The following is a 22,457-nucleotide window of genomic DNA, read 5'->3' on the forward strand; positions in this document are numbered from 1 at the left end:
CCGGAGGAGCATATGAGCAAAGATAAAAGCACAAATGCCCCGCGCAGTACATGGCGCAAGGTCTGGAATATCGTCTCCATCGTTCTTGTGGCGATAGTCGTGCTCGCGGCTGTTCTGCTTATGGGCGCAAAAGTTATCGGACTAAGAACATATAATGTCATATCAAATTCGATGAGTCCGAAGTATGTAAAAGGCGATTTGATTTATGTAAGGCCTGTGGATGTGGAAGATATTCCTCAAGAGATTAAAGAGGGCGATGTAATTAGTTTCGTCATGGATCCGGACAAACCCGAAGATGATGTAGACGAAGCCAAGAAAAAGAGCGGCGACTTGTTAGTCGCTACCCATAGAGTTTGGCGAATGGATGTAGAGAACAGTCGGATTATCACAAAAGGTGATGCCAACCCATCGCCGGATGTTGAGCCGCGTCACTTCAAAAACGTAATCGGCAAAGTTGTGTTCAAGCTTCCGTTGCTCGGTGATGTTGCCGACTGGGTGCAGAACCCGCCCGGAACCTACATAGCGGTCACCGTCGGCGCGGTGCTGTTGATTCTCGTCTTCCTGCCCGATATGATAGGGAAGAGGGTAAAGGCGAAAACGGGGCAGAACGTTATTGTGGAAGACGTCCCCACGGCTGAAGAGAAGCCGGACGGCGACGATAACTTTCAATAAATAATAATATAGTATTCTCTTGAAAAGGAGCATCAACTATGAAAAAAAAGATAATCGTTGTATCCGCAATCGTCGCGCTGGTTGCCATCGCGCTGGTCGGCTCTTCGCTCGCGTTCTTCCGCGACGCTGATGAGAAGGCGAACGTATTTGTGTTCGGCAGCGTCGACATCGAGCAGCATGAGAAGGACAGAGACGGCAACGACTTCGTTGACAACAGCATCCTGATGCCCGTCATCGATACGACTCTCGGCACCGACAGCGAGTCCGCGACCACGAGAGACGCCAACGGAATGCCCACCGACGAGAACTTCCGCGATAAGATCGTCACCGTCGAGAACGTCGGCAGCGAAGACGCTTACGTCCGCACCTACATAGCCGTTCCGAAGGCGCTTGACGACGCGGGTATCATTAAGCGCGATATCAAGGCCGGCACCGACTGGACCGCCGTTTCCGCGGATCCCGTTGCGGTCATCACTAAAGACGGCATCGAGTATAACGTCTACGCGTACTACTACAACGCCATTCTTCCGGACGGCGAGACCACTCCCGCTCTGCTCAACGGCGTCTATCTCGATTATAAGACCGACTGCAAGACCGCGGTTGATGCAAACGGCGTTACGCAGCTGACTCATCTGACTTATCCCGGCGCCACCGCGGTTGTCGAGGTTCCCGTCGATGATTTCGCCATCGGCACCCCCGGCACCGATCCCGCCGTTAATCCGACCGAATACAAGAGCTACGTCCTCGTCGCCACCGAAGGCGTACAGGCCCGCGGCTTTGCGAACGCCGCCGCCGCCACCAACAGCGCGTTCGGCGATTTCTCCACGATGAGCGCAGCCGACGCGACCGCGCACTTTGACGGCTTCTGGAACTGACGTTCCGGACTTATTCGGGTTTTAGAGGAGAACCTGTTTGTCGTAACACGTGAGCGACAAAATCTCCTTTGAAATAATTTTCAAAGAAAGGAGAAGACTACTGTATGAAGAAAAAGGTTCTTGTCGTTGCAGCTATTGTTGCTATCATCTCCATTCTGTCGGTAGGCACTTTGGCGTGGTACAGCGATTCGCAGGAGAAGGTCAATAAGTTCATCGTGTCCTCTGATCAGAACGGTGACCCCGATTTCTCCGTTGAAGTGCAGGAGTCTGTTGACGATACCACGAGCGACGTCGTGCCGACCGTTATAACAGACACCGACGGCAATCCCACCGGACTCCAGTATGACGGCATACTTCCCGGCGACTTCCTGTCGAAGGAGCCGAAGGCTGTCAACACCGGCGCTTATGATGAATACATCAGAATTACCGTAACGCTGGTTCCCGATGACGCTGCCGCGTGGGCCGCGATGGTTCCTGACTTCAAGCTGAACGACTACCTCCAGGATGTTGACGCCAACTTCGTGTTCGACGGCGTTTCCGCCGACGGCCTTACCGCCACTTATTACTACAATAAGATTCTGGCTCCCGATGAGGCTACCGAAGACGTGTTCAAGGGCTTCAACGTTCCTGACGTCGAGATGACCACCGCCAGCGGTGTCGTCTCTCTTGACCTGAAGGTCAAGGCTGACGCTGTCCAGACGAGAAACATCGTCAATCCTGACGATTACGCCACCGTCGCGCTCGCCGCGAAGGACGCGTTCACACGTCTGGGCGCGTAACCAACTTTTCCCCGTGTTTCTTAACGTAGCATGACATGCGTTTTGAATAGCAAAACACAAAATTAATCTCGAGATTCAGTCCGCTCGAATCCGCAAAAGTTCGAGCGGCGAACAAAGGGCTTGAAGACTCAAACCCTTTGTCCGCCAGGAAAGATTTGTCCCAGTTTTTAAGGAGGAAGCGTATGGCAAAAGTAAAATTATGCTTTATTGCGTTTCTGATGTTAATAATGTCCCTGCTGTCCTTTGACACCGTCGCGTATTACACCGTAACGGGTACGGCGCGTAACGTCATAACCTTCGGCGACATCCCGTCGGAAGTTATCGAAACGACCGCCACCGGCGACGACTTCCCTGAGGGCGGCGTATACGTCATGCCCGGCGATATCGTAAGCAAGATCGTCAAGGTTGCTAACAAATCCGAGCATCCGTTCTACGTCAGAGTCAAGCTTGTCAAGGGCTCCGACAACGTCGAGCTCACGCCCGAGGAGTGCCTCGCCATCGAGACCGACACCGTCAACTGGACGTATATGGAAGACGGATATTACTATTACAACAAGGCAGTTCCCGGCTACGGCGTGACCGAGCCTCTGTTCAAGGAGGTCGAGGTCGTCGGCGAAAAGATCACGAAGGAGCAGATAGGCTCCATCCTGACCGTCACCGTTAAGACCTTCGTCGTACAGAGCGAGAACAACGCCGACACTCCGTTTGAGGCCGTTGGTTGGCCCGAAGAAAGTTGAGGCGGCTGATGAAAAGAACAGCGAAGTTTTTTGCAATGTTGATAGTTGCCGCGCTCCTGCTTGCAGGCGCAGTACCCGCGTTCGCCTATAACGGCGAGGTCGTTTACGACGGCAACGCTAAGGAGTTCGTCTTCGCGCCCGGCAGCGAGTATTCGCCCACGGACCTTTTCCCGGATCTCAAAAACGTAATGCCGGGTGACAGTCTCACGCAGAAGATAACCGTCCGCAACACCGCGGATAAAAAGGTCGACGTCAAGATCTATATGCGTTCGCTCGGAGCGCAGGAGGGAACCGAAGACTTCCTTTCCCAGCTTTCCATGAAGGTTATCGAGAGCTCCGACAAGACGTTGTTTGACGCGCCTGCGGATCAGACCGACGGACTCACGGATTGGGTTCTGCTCGGGACGCTGCATTCCGGCGGCGAAACCGATCTGACCGTTCAGCTCGACGTTCCGGCGACTATCGGAAACGAGTTCAGGGGCGCCATCGGCTACATAGACTGGGAGTTCAAAGTCGAAGAGATCCCCGTCGAAGAGCCGAACACGGGCGACGAAGGGCTGCCGGTGTGGCCGTTCATCGCGGGCGGCGCTGCGCTTGTTCTCATAGCGATCCTGCTTGTTGTTTTCAAGCGTAAGAAGTAATTTGTTTAACACAGTATTTTTTGGGAGGAACTTAGAATGAAGAAAGCGACAAAGACAGCTCTTTGCGTAAGCATCGCTTTGCTTATTTTGTGGAGCCTCCTCGGCGCCGGCGCCTCGCTGGCGTGGTTCACGGACACCGTGACCGACGTTCGCAATCAGTTCATCATCGGCGTCGCCGATATCAGAGTATCATATTACAGCCTCGTTCCCAACCCGACTTACGATTTCAGAGAGCTCCTGCCGACGACTACGGATTTGTTCGACGATCAGGCGCTTTACGAGCCCGGATATACAAAGGTCGTTTATATAAAAGTCGAGAATCTCGGCAGCATCCCGGTCGATTTCAAGCTTTCCGTCACGGCCAACAGCTGGGTCGACGGCAGAAATTCGCTTGGCAACGTGATACATCTTCCGTCGTATCTGAAGTTCGGTGTTCTTGTCGACAACAACCTTACCGATCTGACCGCCGCGGTGAACGCGGTCGGCGGTCGTCCGGATGCGCGCAACATAGCGGCGCTGGATATGGACGATTATGAAGAGCTCAATCATTACAACAGCAACAGCGCGTCCCTTGACGTCAACGAAACGAAGTACGCCGCCATTGTCGTCTATATGCCCGAGGACGTCGGCAACGTCGCCAACTACGTCGGCGATACTCAGCCGACCGTCAACCTCGGCGTGACCGTGCTCGCTTCGCAGAAGGGAACCATCGACCAGCTTTGATAACCGCAAGCGCCGAGCGCTTGAATCTTGATAAAACGCCTCTTTGCGCAGCGCCTGCCGTGCACCGTCGTTAAAAAGTGGCTTTGAAAGGAGAAAAGGCGATAATGTCTGAAAAGGTTTTTACCAAAAAAATGACACTGTCAATATGCCTGATATTACTATGCTTGTGCGCCATCTCCATATCTGCCGGAGCGTTCTTTTCGGATACGGCGAAGTCCAATACGAAGACGTTCTCGACCGCCACTTATGACCTGACTATCACGGCGACGAAGCAGGTGACTGAAAACTCGACGACAACGACGGAAAGCGTTACTGCGACTGCTGCCGATCCTCATATTTACGAGTTTACAATACTTCCTGATGCGGATAAAGATGAGGGTTACTCGGTAAGACTACAGATTAAAACCGAAATAACAGCAACGTCGTCCGGATATTGTAAAATCGTAATCAAGGATAAAGAAGCTCCGACAACGGTCCTTGGTACGTATTATTCAAAGCAAATCGCAAAAGCGAATGCGGCAAACGCCGATATCACAACGCTTCGCGATATCAAGATTATTACAGAAAAAGCGATAATTGTCGAATTCATTCCTCTCTGGGGAACGTATTCCGGTAATGATGCGCTGGCAAATAACAAGATTATCAACGTGGCTGCTGCCGGCACAATAACCCTTTCCGATCCGCCCGATCCGCCTTCCACTAATCCGTAATCAAATAGTTGCTTTAACCGGCGGCCGTAAGGCCGCCGGTTTTTGTTACGCGAAAAACCGGCGCAATTTCTCATCTTTCACTTTTCATTTTCAAAACCTCGTGGTATAATATACAATATGTTACTATGAGAGATTGCGGGGTGATCGCGTGGATAGATTTCAGCTCATTTCCGAATACAAGCCGACCGGCGATCAGCCGCAGGCGATAGACAAGCTCGCGAGCGGAGTAGAGAAGGGCTTTCGCGAGCAGGTGCTGCTCGGCGTCACCGGCTCGGGCAAGACCTTCACGATGGCGAACGTCATAGCGCGTGTGAACCGCCCGACGCTTGTGCTCGTGCATAACAAAACGCTCGCCGCGCAGCTTTGCAGCGAGCTGAAGGAGTTCTTTCCGAATAACGCCGTTGAATACTTCGTGTCGTATTACGACTACTACCAGCCGGAAGCGTACATCCCCGCGACCGACTCATATATCGAAAAAGACTGCGCGATAAACGACGAGATCGACAAGCTCCGCCACTCCGCGACCTGCTCGCTTTCGGAGCGGCGCGACGTGATCGTCGTTTCATCCGTCTCCTGCATCTACACGCTCGGCAACCCGATCGACTACCGCAACATGATAATCTCGCTGCGCCCGGGCATGAAGTGGGATCGCGACGCGCTTATCCGCAAGCTCGTTTCGCTGAAATACGAGCGAAACGATATCAACTTCGTCCGCAACAAGTTCCGCGTCCGCGGCGACGTCGTGGAGATTTATCCCGCGTACAACACCGACACCGCGATCCGCGTCGAGCTTTTCGGCGATGAGGTCGAACGCCTGACCGAGATAAACGTCCTGACCGGCAAGGTGAAGGCTGAACTGAACCACGCCGGCATCTATCCCGCGTCGCACTACATCGTTTCAGACGAGAAGCGCGAGGAGGGGCTGCGCCGCATAGAAGAGGAAATGCGCGAACGCGTCGAGTTTTTCCGCGCGCACGACCGCCTCATCGAAGCGCAGCGCATCGAGCAGCGTACGATGTACGATATCGAAATGCTGCGTGAGACCGGCTTCTGCAACGGCATCGAGAACTACTCCCGCGTGCTCGCGGGCAGGGAACCGGGCGCCGTGCCGTTCACGCTGCTCGACTACTTTCCGAGCGACTTCCTGCTCATGGTGGACGAATCGCACGTCACCGTGCCGCAGGTCAGAGCGATGTACGCCGGCGACCGCGCGCGCAAAGAAACGCTCGTCGAATACGGCTTCCGCCTGCCGTCCGCATTCGACAACCGCCCGCTGAACTTCAAGGAGTTCAACGAGCGCCTCAACCAGATAATTTACGTTTCCGCGACGCCCGCGGAATACGAGCTGGAACGTGCCTCCGCCGTCGCGGAGCAGATAATCCGCCCGACCGGCCTGCTCGATCCGGAGATCTCCGTCCGCCCGACCGAGAATCAGATCGACGACCTCGTCGGCGAAATAAACGCGCGCATCGAAGCGCAGGAGCGCGTCCTCGTCACGACGATGACGAAGAAGATGGCGGAGGACCTCTCCGCGTATCTGGAAACGCTCGGCATCAAGGTCAGATACCTGCACCACGATGTCGACACGATCGAGCGAATGGAGATAATCCGCGACCTGCGCCTCGGCGAATTCGACGTACTGGTCGGCATAAACCTCCTGCGCGAAGGCCTCGACATCCCCGAAGTTTCGCTCGTCGCGATCCTCGACGCCGACAAGCAGGGCTTCCTGCGCAGCGGCACTTCGCTCATACAGACCATCGGCCGCGCCGCGCGAAACGCCAACGGCAAGGTCATCATGTACGGCGACGAGGTCACCTCCGCGATGGAATACGCCATCCGCGAGACCGACCGCCGCCGCGGCATACAGGCGGCGTACAACGCCGCGAACGGCATAATTCCGCAGACTATAAAAAAGGACGTCCGCGACATAATCGAGATCTCCACGAAGGAGAAGACCGAGAACATCAACGTCCGCAGACTTTCCGCGAAGGAGCGCGCCCGCCTCGTCGAACAGCTCACAAAGGAGATGAAGGCGGCGGCGAAGCTGCTTGAATTCGAGCACGCGGCGTTCCTTCGCGATAAGATAAGAAGCATCGAAAACGGAGAGGGCTAATGACCGACAAGATAATCATAAAAGGCGCGAGGGAGCACAACCTCAAGAATATAGACGTCGAAATACCGCGTGATAAGTTCGTAGTTGTCACCGGCGTTTCGGGGTCCGGAAAATCCAGTCTCGCGTTCGATACGGTCTTTGCGGAAGGGCAGAGGCGCTATATCGAGTCGCTTTCGTCATACGCAAGGCAGTTCCTCGGGCAGATGGACAAGCCCGACGTCGACACGATAGAAGGGCTTTCTCCCGCGATATCCATAGACCAGAAAACGACATCGAAAAACCCGCGTTCCACCGTCGGAACGGTAACGGAAATATACGACTATCTGCGCCTGCTTTACGCCAATATCGGCGTCGCGCACTGCCCGGTCTGCGGCAGGGTGATCGAGCAGCAGTCGGTCGACCAGATCGTCGACCGCATCCTCGCGTACCCGGACGGCACGCGCCTGATGATACTCGCGCCCATCGTCCGCAACCGCAAGGGCGAGCACCAGAAGCTGCTCGAAGCCGCGTCGAAGGCGGGCTTCGTCCGCGTCCGCGTGGACGGCATAATGTACGACCTCGGCGAAAGCATCACGCTTGACAAAAACGTCAAGCACCGCATAGACGTCGTCGTCGACCGCGTGATCGTGCGCGACGAGGTCAAGGGGAGAATAACGGACTCCGTCGAGACCGCGCTCCGCATGGGCGAAGGGCTCGTCGCCGCGTCAACGGACGACGGCGAGATACTCTTCTCGCAGAACTACTCCTGCCCGGACCACGAGAACGTCTCGCTGGAGGAGCTCACGCCGCGAATGTTCTCCTTCAACAACCCCTACGGCGCATGCGAAAAATGCTCCGGTTTGGGCGTCTTCATGAAGCTCGACCCCGACCTGATAATACCGGATAAAGACCTCTCCGTCGCGCAGGGCGCGATAAAGGCGAGCGGCTGGAACTACGGCGGCAGCAGCATCTGCACGATGTACTTCAACGGCCTCGCGAAGCACTACGGTTTCTCGCTCGATACGCCTGTGAAAGACCTGCCGCGCTACGCGATAAACGCGCTGCTTTACGGCACCGGCGGCGAGCGCATCGTCATCGAACGCATCAACGAATACGGCCACGGCACCTATCTTTCCGACTTCGAGGGCGTGATAAACAACCTCGAGCGCCGCTACCGCGAAACGCAGAGCGAATGGTCGCGTTCGGAGATCGAGAGCTGCATGAGCGCCGTCCCGTGCGAAAGCTGCCACGGCGCGCGTCTGAAGCCGGAGATCCTCGCCGTCACCGTCGGAGGCGTGAACATATACGAGCTGACCTCGCTTTCCATCGAGCGCGAGCTCGACTTTTTCGAGCGGCTGCAGCTTACGGAACGCGAGCAGAAGATAGCCGGCATGATAATCAAGGAAATCAAGTCCCGCCTCGGCTTTTTGAAAAACGTCGGGCTGGGATATATCACTCTTTCACGCGCCGCTTCGACGCTTTCGGGCGGCGAAAACCAGCGCATCCGTCTCGCCACGCAGATCGGCTCTTCGCTGATGGGCGTGCTTTACATCCTCGACGAGCCGAGCATCGGCCTGCACCAGCGCGACAACCGCAAGCTGCTCGACGCGCTCAAACGCCTTCGCGACCTCGGCAACACGCTGATTGTCGTCGAGCACGACGAGGAAACGATGCGCGAAGCGGATATGGTAATCGACATAGGCCCGGGCGCGGGCGCGGACGGCGGCCGCCTCGTCGCGCAGGGTACGGCGGAGGAGATAATGAAGTGCGAAGGCTCCGTCACCGGCCAGTACCTGAGCGGCAAAAAGAGCATCCCCGTACCGAAGCAGCGCCGCAAAGGCACGGGCGAAAAGCTTACCGTCGTCGGCGCGCGCGAAAACAACCTGAAAGGCATCAACGTCGACGTACCCATAGGCACGTTCACCTGCGTGACCGGCGTTTCCGGCTCCGGCAAGTCGAGCCTCGTCAACGAAATACTCTTCAAGCATCTGAGCGCCGAATACAACCGCACGAAGCAGAAGGGCGGCAAGTGCGACGACATCCTCGGCAGGGAACACCTCAACAAGGTCATCAACATAGATCAGGACCCCATCGGCAGAATGCCGAGCTCCAACCCCGCGACCTACACCGGAGTTTTCAACGACATCCGCGCGCTCTTCGCCGAAACGACGGGCGCGAAGGAACGCGGCTTCAGCGCGGGCAGATTCTCCTTCAACGTCCGCGGCGGACGCTGCGAGGCGTGCGAGGGCAACGGCATCGTGAAGATCGAGATGCACTTCCTGCCGGACGTTTACGTCCCCTGCGACGTCTGCAAGGGCAAACGCTACAACCGCGAAACGCTCGCGGTGAAATACAAGGGCAAGAGCATCCACGACGTGCTCGAAATGACGGTGGACGAAGCGCTCGCCTTCTTCGACAGTCTGCCGAAGATAAAGCGCAAGCTGCAGGTGCTTTCCGACGTCGGCCTCGGCTACATCAAGCTCGGGCAGCCCGCCACGACGCTTTCCGGCGGCGAAGCGCAGCGCGTGAAGCTCGCCACCGAGCTCGCGAAACGCGCCACCGGCAAGACGATCTACTTCCTCGACGAGCCGAGCACCGGCCTGCACTCCGCGGACGTGCAGAAGCTCGTTGAAGTCCTGCAGCGGCTCGTCGACGCGGGCAATACCGTCGTCGTCATCGAGCACAACCTCGACATAATCAAATCCGCCGACTATATTATCGACCTCGGGCCCGAGGGCGGGGAGGAAGGCGGCGAGCTCGTCGCCTGCGGCACTCCCGAGCAGGTCGCGAAAACTAAAGGTTCATACACAGGCGAATACCTGAAAGACATATTATTTGGAGGAAAGAAAAATGGCTGAACTCAGATGGCACCCGCTTATCAAAGACTGGGTAATGATCGCGTCCAACAGACAGAACAGGCCGCAGATGCCGAAAAACGACTGCCCCTTCTGTCCCGGCTCCGGCAAGGTTCCGGATAACTACGACGTCTATATGTACCCCAACGACTTCCCGGCGCTGAGCCAGACTCCGCCGACTCCCGACCCCGTCGCGACCGACTTCTTCAAGACCGCGGAAGCGTACGGCAAATGCGAGGTCATACTGTATTCGCCCGACCATACCAAGCCGATCCGCGAGCTGACAGACGAGCATATGCTCAAGCTCGTCGACCTGTGGGTAGAGCGCTTCAACGCGATGAAAGCCGACGAGCGCATAAAGTACGTCTTCATCTTCGAGAACAGAGGCGAAGTCGTCGGCGTCACGATGCCGCACCCGCACGGCCAGATCTACGGCTATTCATTTATGCCGAAAAAGCTCTGCCTCGAGCTCGACAGCGCGAAGGAGCACAAGGAGCAGACCGGCAAATGCCTCTACTGCGACCTGATCGAGAACGAAGTCAAAGAGCAGAAACGTATAATCTTCGAGAACGAATATTTCACCGTTTTCCTGCCGTTTTTCTGCGAATACCCTTACGGCGTCTATATTATGTCGAAGGCGCACAAGGGCGATATCACGGAGTTCACCGCGGAAGAGCGCTTCGCGCTCGGCGCGACGATACGCCGCGTTTCGGGAACGCTCGATTCGCTTTTCGGCACGAACTTCCCGTATATGATGTGTATGCACAACGCGCCGGTCAACAGCGGCGACACGAGCGGATACTTCCACTTCCACGTCGAATTCTTCCCGCCGATGCGCTCGGACGTCAAGCAGAAGTTCAACGCGTCCAGCGAAACGGGCGCGTGGGCGCACTGCAACCCCACAGCGCCGGAGGAAAAAGCGGAGGAGCTCCGCGCCGCCTATAAACGCTTCCTTGAAGCCGACTCAAAGAGATAAATGTATAAAGCTCCCCTTTCGAATCGAAAGGGGAGCTTTTATTTACAAAAATCGGCAATAATTGTGACCTTTCCCGCGCGTTTTGCGGGTATATAGGTGAAAGAGTCTTTCAGAAAGCGAATACGAAGAGAGGAGGAAAAGCGTGAGCGACGCAGAAATAGTCAGGCTGTTTCTCGACCGCGACGAGTCCGCACCCGCCGTGGCGGAGAAGGCGTACGGCGCATACTGCCTGTATATAGCGCGGAACGTGCTTGGCGATCAGCGCGACGCGGAGGAATGCCTGAACGACGCGTTGCTCGCGGCGTGGGAAAGCATCCCGCCGCAGCGGCCGGAGAACCTGAAAACCTACCTCGGCAAGCTGACGCGCGACTTCGCCGTCGACCGATGGCGGCGGAACAACGCGCAGAAGCGCCGCCCCGTCTCCCTTGCTTCGCTCGACGAGCTGGAAGGGCTGGTCGCCGACTGCGGCGCCGCAGATATCGGAGAACGGGAGCTCACGCAGCTTATTTCGACTTTTCTACGATCCGAAGGCGAGACCGAGAGAAACGTTTTTATCCGCAGATACTGGTATTACGACAGTATAGACGCGATCTCAAAGCGCTTCGGTTTGGGCAAGAGCAACGTGAAAATGACGCTCAAGCGCGTGCGCGAACGCCTCGCCGTATATTTAAGGAAGGAAGGTTACAATGAATATTGATAATATAAAAAACGCAATAGGGAACATCGACGACGACCTTATCGAAGCCGCCGACACGCAGCCGCAGAAAAAGGCGAAAACGTCCGTATTTGCGGAGAAGCCGTGGCTGAAATGGGCTGCCGCGGTGGTCGCGATAGCCGTTATCGCCGGCGGCGTGCTCATCACGCTGAACGTGACGGGAACTATCGGCTCGGTCACCGAAAACGACCTGAATCTCGGCCGCCAGGAACCGCTCAACGCATCTTCCGGATTTGTGTCGTCTGATGAAAGCAGCGACGAAAGCAGCGACGAAAGCAGCGACGAAAGCACCGCCGCGCCGGAGATCATATACAGTTCCGAAGGCGAATACGGCGGCACTATAAGAATGAGAAAAGACACCTTTGATCCGGCGCTCATCGCGGGGTATGACGGCGATGATATGTATGTTATCCGCGACGGTCAGAAGTTTAAGATCGAATTGCTTACAGACGAAGAATTGAAAGAAATCGCACTGGCGCAATTCAAAGAGCCGGAAATCATAGTTGAAGACGGAGTAAAATACTACGTATTCAACGGCGTCAAGAATAGGTTATACGATAAATCCGATGGGATCGGCGAAGAAAACAGAAGAGTTTTTGACAGAATAAGATTATCGGGAAGCGATAATATCAGAGAAATCACAAAAGACGTTACAGAGGACGTGGTGTATAGTATCGACGGAAAGCCCGTTACTTTCTCATACAGTAAGTCGGATGTGATCGTTACCAATAAAGCGCGCGATCTGAAGGGCGAAACGTCATCATACGTCGTTGACTGCTACTGTGACGAAGCAGGGAACAGTATAACGATGTTTGAGGGCTCCGCCGAACTGAAATCCTACAAATCAGCCGATTGGCACAACGTTTATGAAAAACGCATAACGCTTGAAGAGGCGAGAGCGGTCGGTATCAGAGTAGCGGCGAACAGCTCGCTGAATATGGGGGATATTTCGCGCGCGGAAAGCTCGGCAATACAGGACAGCACCGGCAGGATATTCGTTGATATCAAAACGCCAAAAGGATCGATAGAGGTAGCGCTTGACGAAACGGGCGGATTGCAGGAGATCCACGTCGTCAGGGACGCTTCGCAGTATGTTTCAAGAGACCGTATTGAAGCGGCAAGGGCGAAAATAGAAGCGAAACTTGCGGAATTGAATAAATCAAACAACAGACTGTATGTGCTTGGGACTGAAATCGTCGAATCGCGCGGCGAAAAAGTATACGCGGCGTTTGAGATAACGATTTACCCGTCTTATTACGGTTCGACTTGGTGGGCTGATAATGACGTGGAAGGGTATACTACTTATTATTACTGTGTGATATAGCGATATAGGCGTTATTTCCTTTCCCGTTTTCGCCTCGCGTAACAACCGAAAAAACAAAACGCCCCTCACGACCGTGAGGGGCGTTTTACTGCGTGTTATCAGACCGCGTCGTCGATATGCTCCTGCGTTTCCGCTTGCGATTCTTGCGTCCTCGCTTTGTCGCGGCGTTTTTTCGTTATCACGCCGTAGATTATAAGTCCTACCGCGCTGATGACGAGCGTCGCGGAGGTAACGACTATCGCGAGGGTGTAGTCCTTCACGCCGAGCGCGTTGCCGGCGACGACGGAGGTGATGATCGAAGGGATCCGCGCAAACGTGGTTATCAGCAGCCACCTGTGCCATTTTATCGGCGTCAGACCGCCGACGTATGAGAGCAGGTCCTTCGGCGTGCCGGGGATGAAAAAGAGTATGAACGCGATGAGCTCAAGCCGCTTCTCGTTCTGCAGGAACTTTACCGACTCTATCTTCTCCTTCGGGAAGAACGCTTCCACCGCCTTCATACCGAAATAGCGCGTGAAGGCGAAGATCAGCGCGCCGCCGATGAAAACGCCGATAAGGCAGAGCGCGAGCCCTTCGAAAACGCCGAAAGCGTAGCCGGCGCCGAGCTCCAGCGGCTCGCCGGGTATTATCGCGACGACGACCTGGAGCACCTGCATCCCGATGAAGGCGAGCTTGCCGACGAAGCCGTGCGCGTTCACCCATTCGCGGAACTGCTCCGGCTCCTTGACGAAGCGCAGCATCGGCCGGCCGACAAACCACGCTGTCGCCGCGAAAAACGCGATCATCACCGCTATCGAGACTATCGTTATTATCTTTTTCGCTTTTGGGGAAAGATGCGTTTCCCGTTTTTCCATATTCAGTCCTCGCTGTCTTCGGTGCGCTTTTTCGTGTCTGCCCGGCGCTTCGCCTTGCCGAGCGGGTTGCTTTCCATCGCCGCCTGCACCTGCTCGTCGCGCACGTGGGTGTATATCTGCGTCGTGCTCAGGCTTTCGTGCCCGAGCACGTCCTGAAGCACGCGGATGTCCGCGCCGTTCTGGTACATCAGCGTAGCGGCGGTGTGCCTCAGCTTGTGGACGGAAAGGTGCTTGCCGCCGAGTCCGGCGCGGTCGAGCGCCGTGTAGACGACGTGCTGAACGGTCTTCGGACTTATGCGCCGCCCGAGGCGGCTCAGAAAGAGCGCGTCCTTATCCTTCACGCCGTTGACGGGGCGGGTAGGGAGGTAGTCGTTTATCGCGTCGCGGCACATCTGATTGAGGAATAGCGTCCGCTGCTTGTTGCCCTTGCCGGTCACGGTGAGGAAGTCGTCCTTGACGTCGCTGACGTTTATCCCGACAAGCTCGCTCAGTCGCATTCCGCAGTTGAGGAAAAGCGTTATCATGCAGTAGTCGCGCGCTTTGTAGGGCCCGTCCACCGCGTCGAGCAGGTTGACGCTGTCGTCGACGGTGAGGTATTTCGGCAGCGCGCGTTTCAGCTTCGGCGTTTCAAGCTCGCGGGCGGGGCTGTCCGCGATCATGCCGTTATGCAGCAGGTATTTGTAGAAGCCGCGTATCGCGGAGCACTTGCGGGCGCGCGCGGCGGCCTGGTTGCTGCGTTCAACTGCGGTGAAGGTGATGAATTCGAGGATGTCCGAATAGGTCACGCCCTTTATGAAGTCTTCGGTTATATCCGCGATATCCGTTTCGTCGAAGGGCTTGTCCGTCAGCCCGCGGTAGTGCTTCATGAAGCGGAAAAAGAGCTTTAAGTCGGTATAATACTGGCTGACCGTCAGGTTCGATTTGCCCTTGACGGTAGTCAGATAGTTGAGATATTTGCGCACGAGCTCCGGCGCGTCGCTGTAAACCCTGCCGACCATGCCTTTCTCCTTTCAATTATACAAAATCACTTTGTTATTATATCATAGGCTTTTGTGATTTTCAAGAATTAAAGCGCATAAAAACAGGCAATAATAACTGCGTAGAATGTTTTGAAAGGAAAAAGCGTATGAAAGCAGTTATTATGGCGGGCGGGGAAGGGACGCGGCTCAGACCTCTGACCTGTGATATGCCGAAGCCGATGGCGCCGCTCTGCGGCAGGCCGGTGATGGACTACACGCTGGAGCTTCTCGCGCGGCACGGCTTCGGCGAAGCGGCGGTCACGCTGATGTATATGCCGCAGGCGATAAGCGAACACTTCGGCGGCGAGGCGCACGGAGTCAAACTGCGCTACTTCGTCGAGGACGAGCCGCTCGGCACGGCGGGGAGCGTGAAACGCGCGTCCGCGGACTTCGGCGGCGACTTCCTCGTAATAAGCGGCGACGGGCTCTGCGACTTCGACCTCGGCAAGATACGCGAATACCACGAAGCGAAGGGCGGCGCGGCGACAATCGTGCTGAAGGGGATGCCGAATCCGCTCGAATACGGGCTCGTCATGACGGACGCGGACGGGCGCGTCACGCGCTTCCTTGAGAAGCCCGACTGGGCGCAGGCGCTGACCGACCTTGTCAACACAGGCGTTTACGTATTGTCAACCGAAGCTATGAAGCTTGTTCCCGAGGGAAAGCCGTTTGATTTCGGCAAGGAACTTTTCCCTCTGATGCTCGAAAAGGGGCTTGAAGTGTACGGATACGTCGAAGACGGCTACTGGCTGGATATAGGCGATATCGCGACCTACGTTTCGGCGCAGTTCGACCTGCTTGACGGCAGGGTGAAGTTCGGCGTTGCGAAGCCGCCGCGCCGCGAGGGCGTTAAACCGCCCGTCCTGATAGGCGAAAACGTCAGCATCGCGCCGGGCGCTTCCGTGGGCGAATACGCGGTCATAGGCGACGGATGCCGTATCGCCGCGGGCGCGAGCATACGCAACAGCGTCGTAGGCGCCGGCAGCTATATCGGCAAACGCGCCGCGCTGCGCGGAGCGCTCGTCTGCGGCGGCTGCGTCGTGAAGGCGGACGCCGCGATGTACGACGGCAGCGTGCTCGGCGCGGGCAGCGTGCTTTCGGAGGGCTCGGTCGTTTCGCCTAACGTCCGCATATGGCCCGGAAAGCGCATCGAGCCGAACTCCGGCGTCTACTCCGACGTCGTCAAAGGCGTTTCCGGCGGCGGCCTTATCGAAAACGGGCTTATCGCCGGAACGATAGGCGCGGATATCACTCCGGAATACGCCGCGCGTATCGGCGCGGCGGCTGCGACGGCGCTGAAGGGCGGTTCCGTCGCCGTCTCCTGCGACGGCTGCGAGGGCGGTGGCGTGATAAAGTCCGCGCTTGCAGCGGGTCTGCTCGGCAGCGGCGCGGAAGCGGTCGATATGGGCGTGCTGCCGCTGAACGTCTTTTCCTTCGGCGTCGCGGACAGGGAAGTGAAGCTCGGGCTCGCGGTCACGGAGACGGGAATAGCCGTCCGCGACGGACTCGGCTTGCCGCCCGCGCGTGAGCTAGCACGAAAGCTCGAATCGGCGTACCGCCGCGGCGAGTTCTCCCGCGCCGGATGCCGCGAGGCGAAAACTGACTCAGCGGTCTTCAGCGACTACGCGCGCGAGCTTGAGAAGTACCGGGCGCCGTTCCCCGTAACCGTCAGCTCGCCTGAGCAGGCGTTTGGGCGGCTGTTTTCGTCGGTATTCACCGTCGGCGGCAGCGTCCGCGCGCGTATATCGGCGGACGGCTCGTCGGCGTCGCTCGTCGACGAGGAAGGGGAGGAGATCACGTGTTCCCGCCTGCTTTACGGAATATGCTTTATGCTTGCCGTCGGCGGAGCGAAGCGCGTTCCGCTCCCGCCGGAAACGCCGAAAACGCTCGCGGATGCTATTCGTCAGTTCGGGTGCGAGCCGCGTATCAGAATGGCGTGCCCGCCGGACAAAAGCGACGACGTTTCGCGCAGAGAGGCCGCGCGCCTGCGCGTTCTCGACGACGCGGTCTTCGGCTGCGCGTTTCTGCTGAAATCGCTCGCCGACAGAAAGCAGCGCGCCGCCGACTTTTTCGCCTCCGTACCCGACTTCGCGGTCGCGGAGCTTTCCGAGGACTGCGGCGGCCGTAACGGCGGAATGCTGATCCGTCTGCTTGGCGAAAGAGAAGCCGGCTTCACCGTGTCCGCCGAGGGGATCGACCTGCGCCGCGGAGGCGCGGTCTGCACCGTCAAGCCGTCCGATCGCGGCCGGAAGCTGCGTCTCGTCGCCGAGGCAAACACCGTCGAAGCCGCGCGGGAACTGGGCGCGGAGGTTATCGGGCGGATACGCGAAATCAAAAAAGAACTTGACAATACCCCCTCCGGATGATATAATCCATACGGACTCGGGCGTACGGAGTATGCAAGATGCGGCTCCGAAACATAGATCTTTTTCCCGTCAGCGAAAGGCGGGTAACATAAAAAATCAAATCATTTCATAATACTTTTCCGAAAGGAAAGGTATGTTTTGGTATGAAAAATCCGGAGGTACATTTTTGAACAACAGCAAATCCAAGAAAAAAACCGAACAGCGCATCGAAGGCGCGAAGAAGCGTATGACCGCCGCCGAAAAGCAGGCGGCGCGCGACGCCGCGGACAAGGCGGCGTTCATGGAAAAACTCAACGCGTCCAAAAAAACGCAGGCGGGGCTTCCCGGCACCGATTCCGCGCCTATTCCGCTGAAAAAGCGCGAGGGCAGGGTGGTCGAGATACCATTCAAGCCCGCGAAGACGCGCGCGAAAAAGCAGCAGCCCGAGCCGAAGCCGGAACCGCCCAAGCCCGAGCCGAAAGCCGCGAAGAAAAACCGCAGGCGCGCCGAAAAACCCGCTCCCGCGCAGCAGGAAGCGGCACCGGCGCAGATCCTGCCGGCGCCCGCGCCTTCCGCGAAGCGGAAGAAGAACCGCAAGGCCGAAAAGTCCGCGTCGCCGCTGAAGATCATGGCGCTCGGCGGACTGCACGAGATCGGCAAGAATCTGTACGTATTCGAGTATGAGAACGATATGATAATCGTCGACGTAGGGCTCGAGTTTCCCGATCAGGATATGCTCGGCATAGACGTCGTCATCCCCGACTTTACCTATCTTCTCAACAACCGCGAAAAGATCCGCGGCATAATCATCACCCACGGCCACGAAGACCACATCGGCGGCCTGCCTTATCTGATGAAGGAGCTGGATACGACTATCTACTCCACCAGAATGACGCAGGGGCTCATCGAGGCGAAGTTCGTCGAGCACGGGCTGAAGGGCAAAGTCAATATGAACACCGTAAAGGCGGGCGACGTCATAAAGCTCGGCTGCTTTGAAGTCGAGTTCATCACCGTCAACCACTCGATCCCGGACGCCGTCGCGCTTGCGATAAAGACTCCGGTCGGAACGCTCGTCCACACCGGCGACTTCAAGATCGACACCACCCCGACGCAGGGCGAAATGATAGACCTCGCGCGCTTCGGCGACCTCGGAAACGAGGGCGTCCTCGCACTGCTGATGGATTCCACGAACGCCGAACGCCCCGGTTATACGATGAGCGAGCGCCGCGTCAGTCAGTCGCTCGAAAACATCTTCAAAAACGCCGAGGGCAAGCGTATCATAATCGCGACGTTTTCCTCGAACGTCTACCGCGTGCAGCAGATAATCGACATCGCCGCCGCGCTTGGCAGAAAGGTCGCGCTTTCCGGCAGGAGCATGGTCAACGTGACCGCCATAGCCGAACAGCTCGGCTACATCAAGCTGCCCGCGGGCGTCCTGCTCGATATAAACGCTCTTGATAAGTATCCGAAGGATCAGACGGTGATAATCACCACCGGGTCCCAGGGCGAAACGATGTCTGCGCTTTACAGAATGGCGTATTCCGACCACCGCAAGGTAGTTGTTTCGGAGGACGATCTGATCGTGCTTTCCTCCAACCCGATCCCCGGCAACGAGAAATTCGTCACGAACATAGTCAACGAGCTGATGAAGCTCGGCTGCTCGGTCGTCTACGAATCGCTCGCGGAGGTGCACACCTCCGGCCACGCCTGCCAGGAGGAGCTCAAGCTTATGCTCGGACTCGTAAAGCCGAAGTTCTACATCCCGGTGCACGGCGAATACAAGCATCTGAAAAAGGCGCAGATGCTCGGCGAAAGCATGGGCATACCGACCGAGAACATAATCATCGCCGATAACGGGAAGGTGATCGAGCTGACGCCCGACTCCGCCGTTATCAAAGGCGAAGTTCAGACCGGCAGCGTCTTCGTGGACGGCACGAGCGTCGGCGACGTAGGCGCGATAGTTATGCGCGAACGCAGGCAGCTCGCGTCGGACGGTCTCATCGTCGTCGCGGTCTCCGTCGACAAGCAGACGGGATATCTGATGTGCGAGCCGGAGATAATCAGCCGCGGCTTCGTCTATATGCGCGAGTCTGAGGAGCTGCTCGGGCAGCTCAAGGAGCTTGTCGTCGAATGCGTAACGCGCAACGCGACGATAGGCGTCCACGACTACAATGCGTTGAAAACCGTTGTGCGCGACGAGCTTTCGAAGGCGATATTCAAACAGAGCAAGCGCACGCCGATGATCATTCCGGTCATCGCAAGGGTATAAGCGGGGAAGTATTTATGGCGGAAATATCAAATAACGACAGGCTTATACTGTTTTTCTGCGCAGTGCCTGACGATGTAATGAAATGCTGGGATCAGTATGCGGCCGACAGCCACAGGATACTCTTTTTCGCCCGCGGCGGCGCGGAGCTATCGGTAAACGGAGAGAACGTGACGGTCGAAGAGAGAACGATCGTCTTTCTGAGAGATACCGATCTTTGCGAGTTCCCGCAGGAATGGCGCGAAGGCTCCGCGAAGCAGCATATCGAGTGTTACACGGCGTTTATAGGAAGCGTGCATTATGATTCCGTGAAACGGCTTCTCAACGAGCAGCAGGCGTTCGAGGCATACGAGGCTTCGGGCATACCGCCGGTTTTTAAGCTTGACGACATCCAGTGCGATAAGATAATACGCGAGATGAAGGACTTCAATCAGTCGGACGATGTTTCGGCTGTAGACCATCTCAACGTCACGCGCCTGCTTGCCGCAAGGCTCTATTATTCGTTCGTAGTCAGGGGCAACAAGCCCGCGGCGCGTTTTGCGGATGCGCCGGACTGGTTCAACGACTACTACGAGTTGATCGGTAAGCCGCAGGTGTTTACGCTCCCGTTTGAAGAGATAGTCGCGCTGTCTGGCAAGACGAGGGAACATCTTTCCCGCGTTTTCAAAAGCCGGACCGGCGTAAACATCTCGGATTTTATCGTATCAAAGCGCATAAACTACGCCTGCGTTCTGCTCCGCGACGAGAAGGCGACTTTGCAGGACGTCATAGCAAAATGCGGCTTCACCAATACCGGAACGTTTTACAGCAACTTCAAGAAGAAGACGGGAGAGTCTCCCGAACGCTACCGCAAGACGCTTTTGGCGGCGGAATCCATCGGAGGCGGAAAAAAGCGTACATACGGCGAATGAGCGCCGAACCGATAACAAGTTGAAAAAGCAACAGCCCCTCGCCGGTTTTCGCAGGCGAGGGGCTGTATTATACGCTATTTTATCACACCGGGTTCGCCGTCGCGGCGAAGACCCACTTGTTGCAGTGGATATCCGGCTTTTCGCCGTCTCCGCGGCAGTCGAGACGGAGACGTTCCTCATTAAGCTCCGGCAGCTCATCGAGCTTGCCGTCGAGGTATTCGTCAATGCGGCGCATCATAGTTATGAAGCGGCTGCGCAGTCCGCCGAGGCGCAGGTCCTCGACCTCGAATCCGAAGGTCTTGCTCTCGGTATACCACTGTGTGCGGAAGGTCTCGAAAAACTGCTCGAACGCCGCGAACGCCGCCTCGATTTCGCCGTCGCGCAGGCGTTTCAGTTCGGCTTTGTCGCCGGAGTCGTACGCCGGTTTAAGTTTGAGCGCGAGGCCGAGCTTTTCGGAAAGGTAGCGGCAGAGGGCGGCGGAGTTGTCGAAAATGTAGCGCCATTCGGGGTTGCGGTCTGCGGCGCACGAGAGATACTGCGCGTACTTCGCATAGGTCTCCGGATAGTCGGCGCCGATATGCTTATCCGCCATCCCGATGAACGGATCTCCGTAGACGAGATACTTCGCGGGATTGAGGTCTGTCGGGCTGTCGAAGTTGCCGGCGGGCAGCTGCGGCATATCCAGCATCATGAAGTCCTGCATCTCGCCGCCGACGCAGGTGCGGAAGCGGCGCGCAGCGCGTTCCTCGCTTACGTCGCCGGTGAAGCACCCTTCGGCGTATAGCTGGAAGACGGGCAGCACGGCGAAAAAGGGGCATTCGCAGCCGTTGTCGCCCCACGCGGTTATGAGAATGTCATCCACGCCGTGCTCGAAGCAGCTTGCGATCGCAGGCTTGCTGCGGGTGAAGCTGTAGTGATTCAGCGGCGCAAAGCCTACCCATTTCCACGCGCCGCCTGCGAAGGCGACGGGGTTGTCAAACTTTTGGTGCATCTCTATAACGCCGTCGTATATGCGCTTGTCGCCGTTGTAGTAATCCCAGTAGACGAGAGTCATATTCTTCGGCGGAACGTCGTGTATATCGGCGGGCAGGGAAGCGGCCGTGTCGTATCTGCTGCGCGGGTTGCCGTCCGCGTCGCAGTTGAAGAGCATATCGCTCCACATCATCGGCGAGAGTCCGTATTTATCGCATATGTCGCAGACCTTTTTCAGGTGCTTGCGCATTATCGAGGACTTTACCTCAATCCCATGACGTTCCTTATACTTTCCCTGACCGACCATCCACGCCTCGTCCATACCGACGTGTATGCGGCGGGACGAGAAGTCCTCAGAGCAGGTTCGTATCATCTTTTCGATAAGTTCGTAGGTTTTCGGCTCGTCGACCAGCAGGATGTCAAATATATCGCAGACGGGGTTGTACGTTTCCCACTTCATCACCTCGCCGAGATGGGCGAGCGTCTGGATGCAGGGAACAAGCTCGAGTCCGAAGCGGCATGCGTATGCGTCGATCTCGCGCAGCTCCGCATGGGAATACCTGCCGCGCATATAGCCGAAGTAGGGCTCGCCGTCGAGCGTGTAGGTGTCCTCGGTATAGAGCATCAGCATATTATGCCCCATCAGAGCGATGTGGCGGATCATTTTTTTGAGCGAAGACACAGTCAGCACGCCGTTGCGCGAGCAGTCGAGCATAGGACCGAGGGACTTGTGCCGCGGAGTCTCGCTGATTTCGCAGTCGCCGTCCGTTTCGGCAAGCAGTCCGAGCGCACGGAAGAAAAACGCGGGCTCGGAGTACGCGACGACGGCGGAGCCGCCTTCGCGCTTTACGGACAGCCCGCGCGTTTCGGTTTTTTCGGCGGTCAGCTTGAGAGCGTCCGCCGATTCTTCGATTTTGAGTATGCCGAGCAGCTCGGCGGCGGGGGAACGGAGTTCTTCGGGAAGCGCTGAAATGTCAAGCTTCAAAGTGAG

Annotated in this window: 18 protein-coding genes; 15 read left to right on the forward strand and 3 right to left on the reverse strand. The window is 56.9% G+C overall.

Features of this window, described 5'->3' with window-relative positions; all coding sequences use genetic code 11:
• Nucleotides 1-12: 12 nt before the first annotated feature.
• The 12 genes from J5441_05595 to J5441_05650 all read left to right on the forward strand — a co-directional run bounded on the left by J5441_05595 (nucleotide 13) and on the right by J5441_05650 (nucleotide 13,099).
• Nucleotides 13-672 carry a signal peptidase I gene (locus J5441_05595; GenBank protein ID MBO4934620.1) on the forward strand — a complete coding sequence of 220 codons (660 nt, stop codon included), beginning with the start codon at nucleotides 13-15 and terminating at the stop codon, nucleotides 670-672.
• A 38-nt stretch (nucleotides 673-710) separates the two neighbouring features.
• Nucleotides 711-1,547, forward strand: coding sequence for a hypothetical protein (locus tag J5441_05600; GenBank protein ID MBO4934621.1), 837 nt, complete (start codon nucleotides 711-713; stop codon nucleotides 1,545-1,547).
• Nucleotides 1,548-1,651: 104 nt separating this feature from the next.
• Nucleotides 1,652-2,326: a hypothetical protein gene (locus J5441_05605; GenBank protein ID MBO4934622.1), complete on the forward strand. Its 675-nt coding sequence runs from the start codon at nucleotides 1,652-1,654 to the stop codon at nucleotides 2,324-2,326.
• Nucleotides 2,327-2,508: 182 nt separating this feature from the next.
• Entirely contained in the window at nucleotides 2,509-3,063 is a 555-nt protein-coding gene (locus J5441_05610) for a hypothetical protein (protein MBO4934623.1), read from the forward strand.
• Between the two features lie 35 nt (nucleotides 3,064-3,098).
• Nucleotides 3,099-3,704 (forward strand): LPXTG cell wall anchor domain-containing protein, encoded by a 606-nt coding sequence (locus J5441_05615; GenBank protein ID MBO4934624.1) that lies wholly within the window; start codon nucleotides 3,099-3,101, stop codon nucleotides 3,702-3,704.
• Between the two features lie 36 nt (nucleotides 3,705-3,740).
• On the forward strand, nucleotides 3,741-4,427 hold the full coding sequence (locus tag J5441_05620; GenBank protein MBO4934625.1) for a hypothetical protein: 687 nt from the start codon (nucleotides 3,741-3,743) through the stop codon (nucleotides 4,425-4,427).
• A gap of 104 nt (nucleotides 4,428-4,531) precedes the next feature.
• Nucleotides 4,532-5,137 carry a hypothetical protein gene (locus J5441_05625; protein ID MBO4934626.1) on the forward strand — a complete coding sequence of 202 codons (606 nt, stop codon included), beginning with the start codon at nucleotides 4,532-4,534 and terminating at the stop codon, nucleotides 5,135-5,137.
• Between the two features lie 148 nt (nucleotides 5,138-5,285).
• Nucleotides 5,286-7,250, forward strand: a complete 1,965-nt coding sequence (gene uvrB / locus J5441_05630; GenBank protein ID MBO4934627.1) for an excinuclease ABC subunit UvrB — start codon at nucleotides 5,286-5,288, stop codon at nucleotides 7,248-7,250.
• Nucleotides 7,250-10,087, forward strand: a complete 2,838-nt coding sequence (gene uvrA, locus J5441_05635) for an excinuclease ABC subunit UvrA (GenBank protein ID MBO4934628.1) — start codon at nucleotides 7,250-7,252, stop codon at nucleotides 10,085-10,087. The genes uvrB and uvrA overlap by 1 nt, the downstream gene beginning before the upstream one ends.
• Nucleotides 10,080-11,060 carry a galactose-1-phosphate uridylyltransferase gene (galT, locus tag J5441_05640; protein MBO4934629.1) on the forward strand — a complete coding sequence of 327 codons (981 nt, stop codon included), beginning with the start codon at nucleotides 10,080-10,082 and terminating at the stop codon, nucleotides 11,058-11,060. Before uvrA ends, galT begins: the two co-directional genes overlap by 8 nt.
• Before the next feature lie 142 nt (nucleotides 11,061-11,202).
• Entirely contained in the window at nucleotides 11,203-11,757 is a 555-nt protein-coding gene (locus J5441_05645; protein ID MBO4934630.1) for a sigma-70 family RNA polymerase sigma factor, read from the forward strand.
• Complete coding sequence (locus J5441_05650; GenBank protein ID MBO4934631.1) at nucleotides 11,747-13,099, forward strand: hypothetical protein; 1,353 nt, start codon at nucleotides 11,747-11,749, stop codon at nucleotides 13,097-13,099. The genes J5441_05645 and J5441_05650 overlap by 11 nt, the downstream gene beginning before the upstream one ends.
• Before the next feature lie 98 nt (nucleotides 13,100-13,197).
• Here the strand turns inward: J5441_05650 and J5441_05655 are convergent, their stop codons facing one another.
• On the reverse strand, nucleotides 13,198-13,953 hold the full coding sequence (locus J5441_05655; GenBank protein MBO4934632.1) for a TVP38/TMEM64 family protein: 756 nt from the start codon (nucleotides 13,951-13,953) through the stop codon (nucleotides 13,198-13,200).
• 2 nt (nucleotides 13,954-13,955) lie between these two features.
• Nucleotides 13,956-14,951: a tyrosine recombinase XerC gene (locus J5441_05660; GenBank protein ID MBO4934633.1), complete on the reverse strand. Its 996-nt coding sequence runs from the start codon at nucleotides 14,949-14,951 to the stop codon at nucleotides 13,956-13,958.
• Nucleotides 14,952-15,079: 128 nt separating this feature from the next.
• Here J5441_05660 and J5441_05665 point away from each other — a divergent pair, with 128 nt between their 5' ends.
• The 3 genes from J5441_05665 (at nucleotide 15,080) to J5441_05675 (ending at nucleotide 20,494) form a co-directional block, all read left to right on the forward strand.
• Entirely contained in the window at nucleotides 15,080-17,338 is a 2,259-nt protein-coding gene (locus tag J5441_05665) for an NTP transferase domain-containing protein (protein ID MBO4934634.1), read from the forward strand.
• A gap of 607 nt (nucleotides 17,339-17,945) precedes the next feature.
• Nucleotides 17,946-19,586, forward strand: a complete 1,641-nt coding sequence (locus J5441_05670; GenBank protein MBO4934635.1) for a ribonuclease J — start codon at nucleotides 17,946-17,948, stop codon at nucleotides 19,584-19,586.
• A 14-nt stretch (nucleotides 19,587-19,600) separates the two neighbouring features.
• A complete protein-coding gene (locus J5441_05675; GenBank protein MBO4934636.1) occupies nucleotides 19,601-20,494 on the forward strand; it encodes a helix-turn-helix transcriptional regulator in 894 nt (297 codons plus the stop codon).
• 82 nt (nucleotides 20,495-20,576) lie between these two features.
• On the opposite strand, the gene J5441_05680 is transcribed toward J5441_05675, so the two are convergent.
• On the reverse strand, nucleotides 20,577-22,451 hold the full coding sequence (locus tag J5441_05680) for a beta-N-acetylhexosaminidase (GenBank protein ID MBO4934637.1): 1,875 nt from the start codon (nucleotides 22,449-22,451) through the stop codon (nucleotides 20,577-20,579).
• Nucleotides 22,452-22,457: the final 6 nt, after the last annotated feature.

The organism is Clostridia bacterium (assembly GCA_017620395.1).
Lineage (GTDB): Bacteria > Bacillota > Clostridia > Oscillospirales > RGIG8002 > RGIG8002.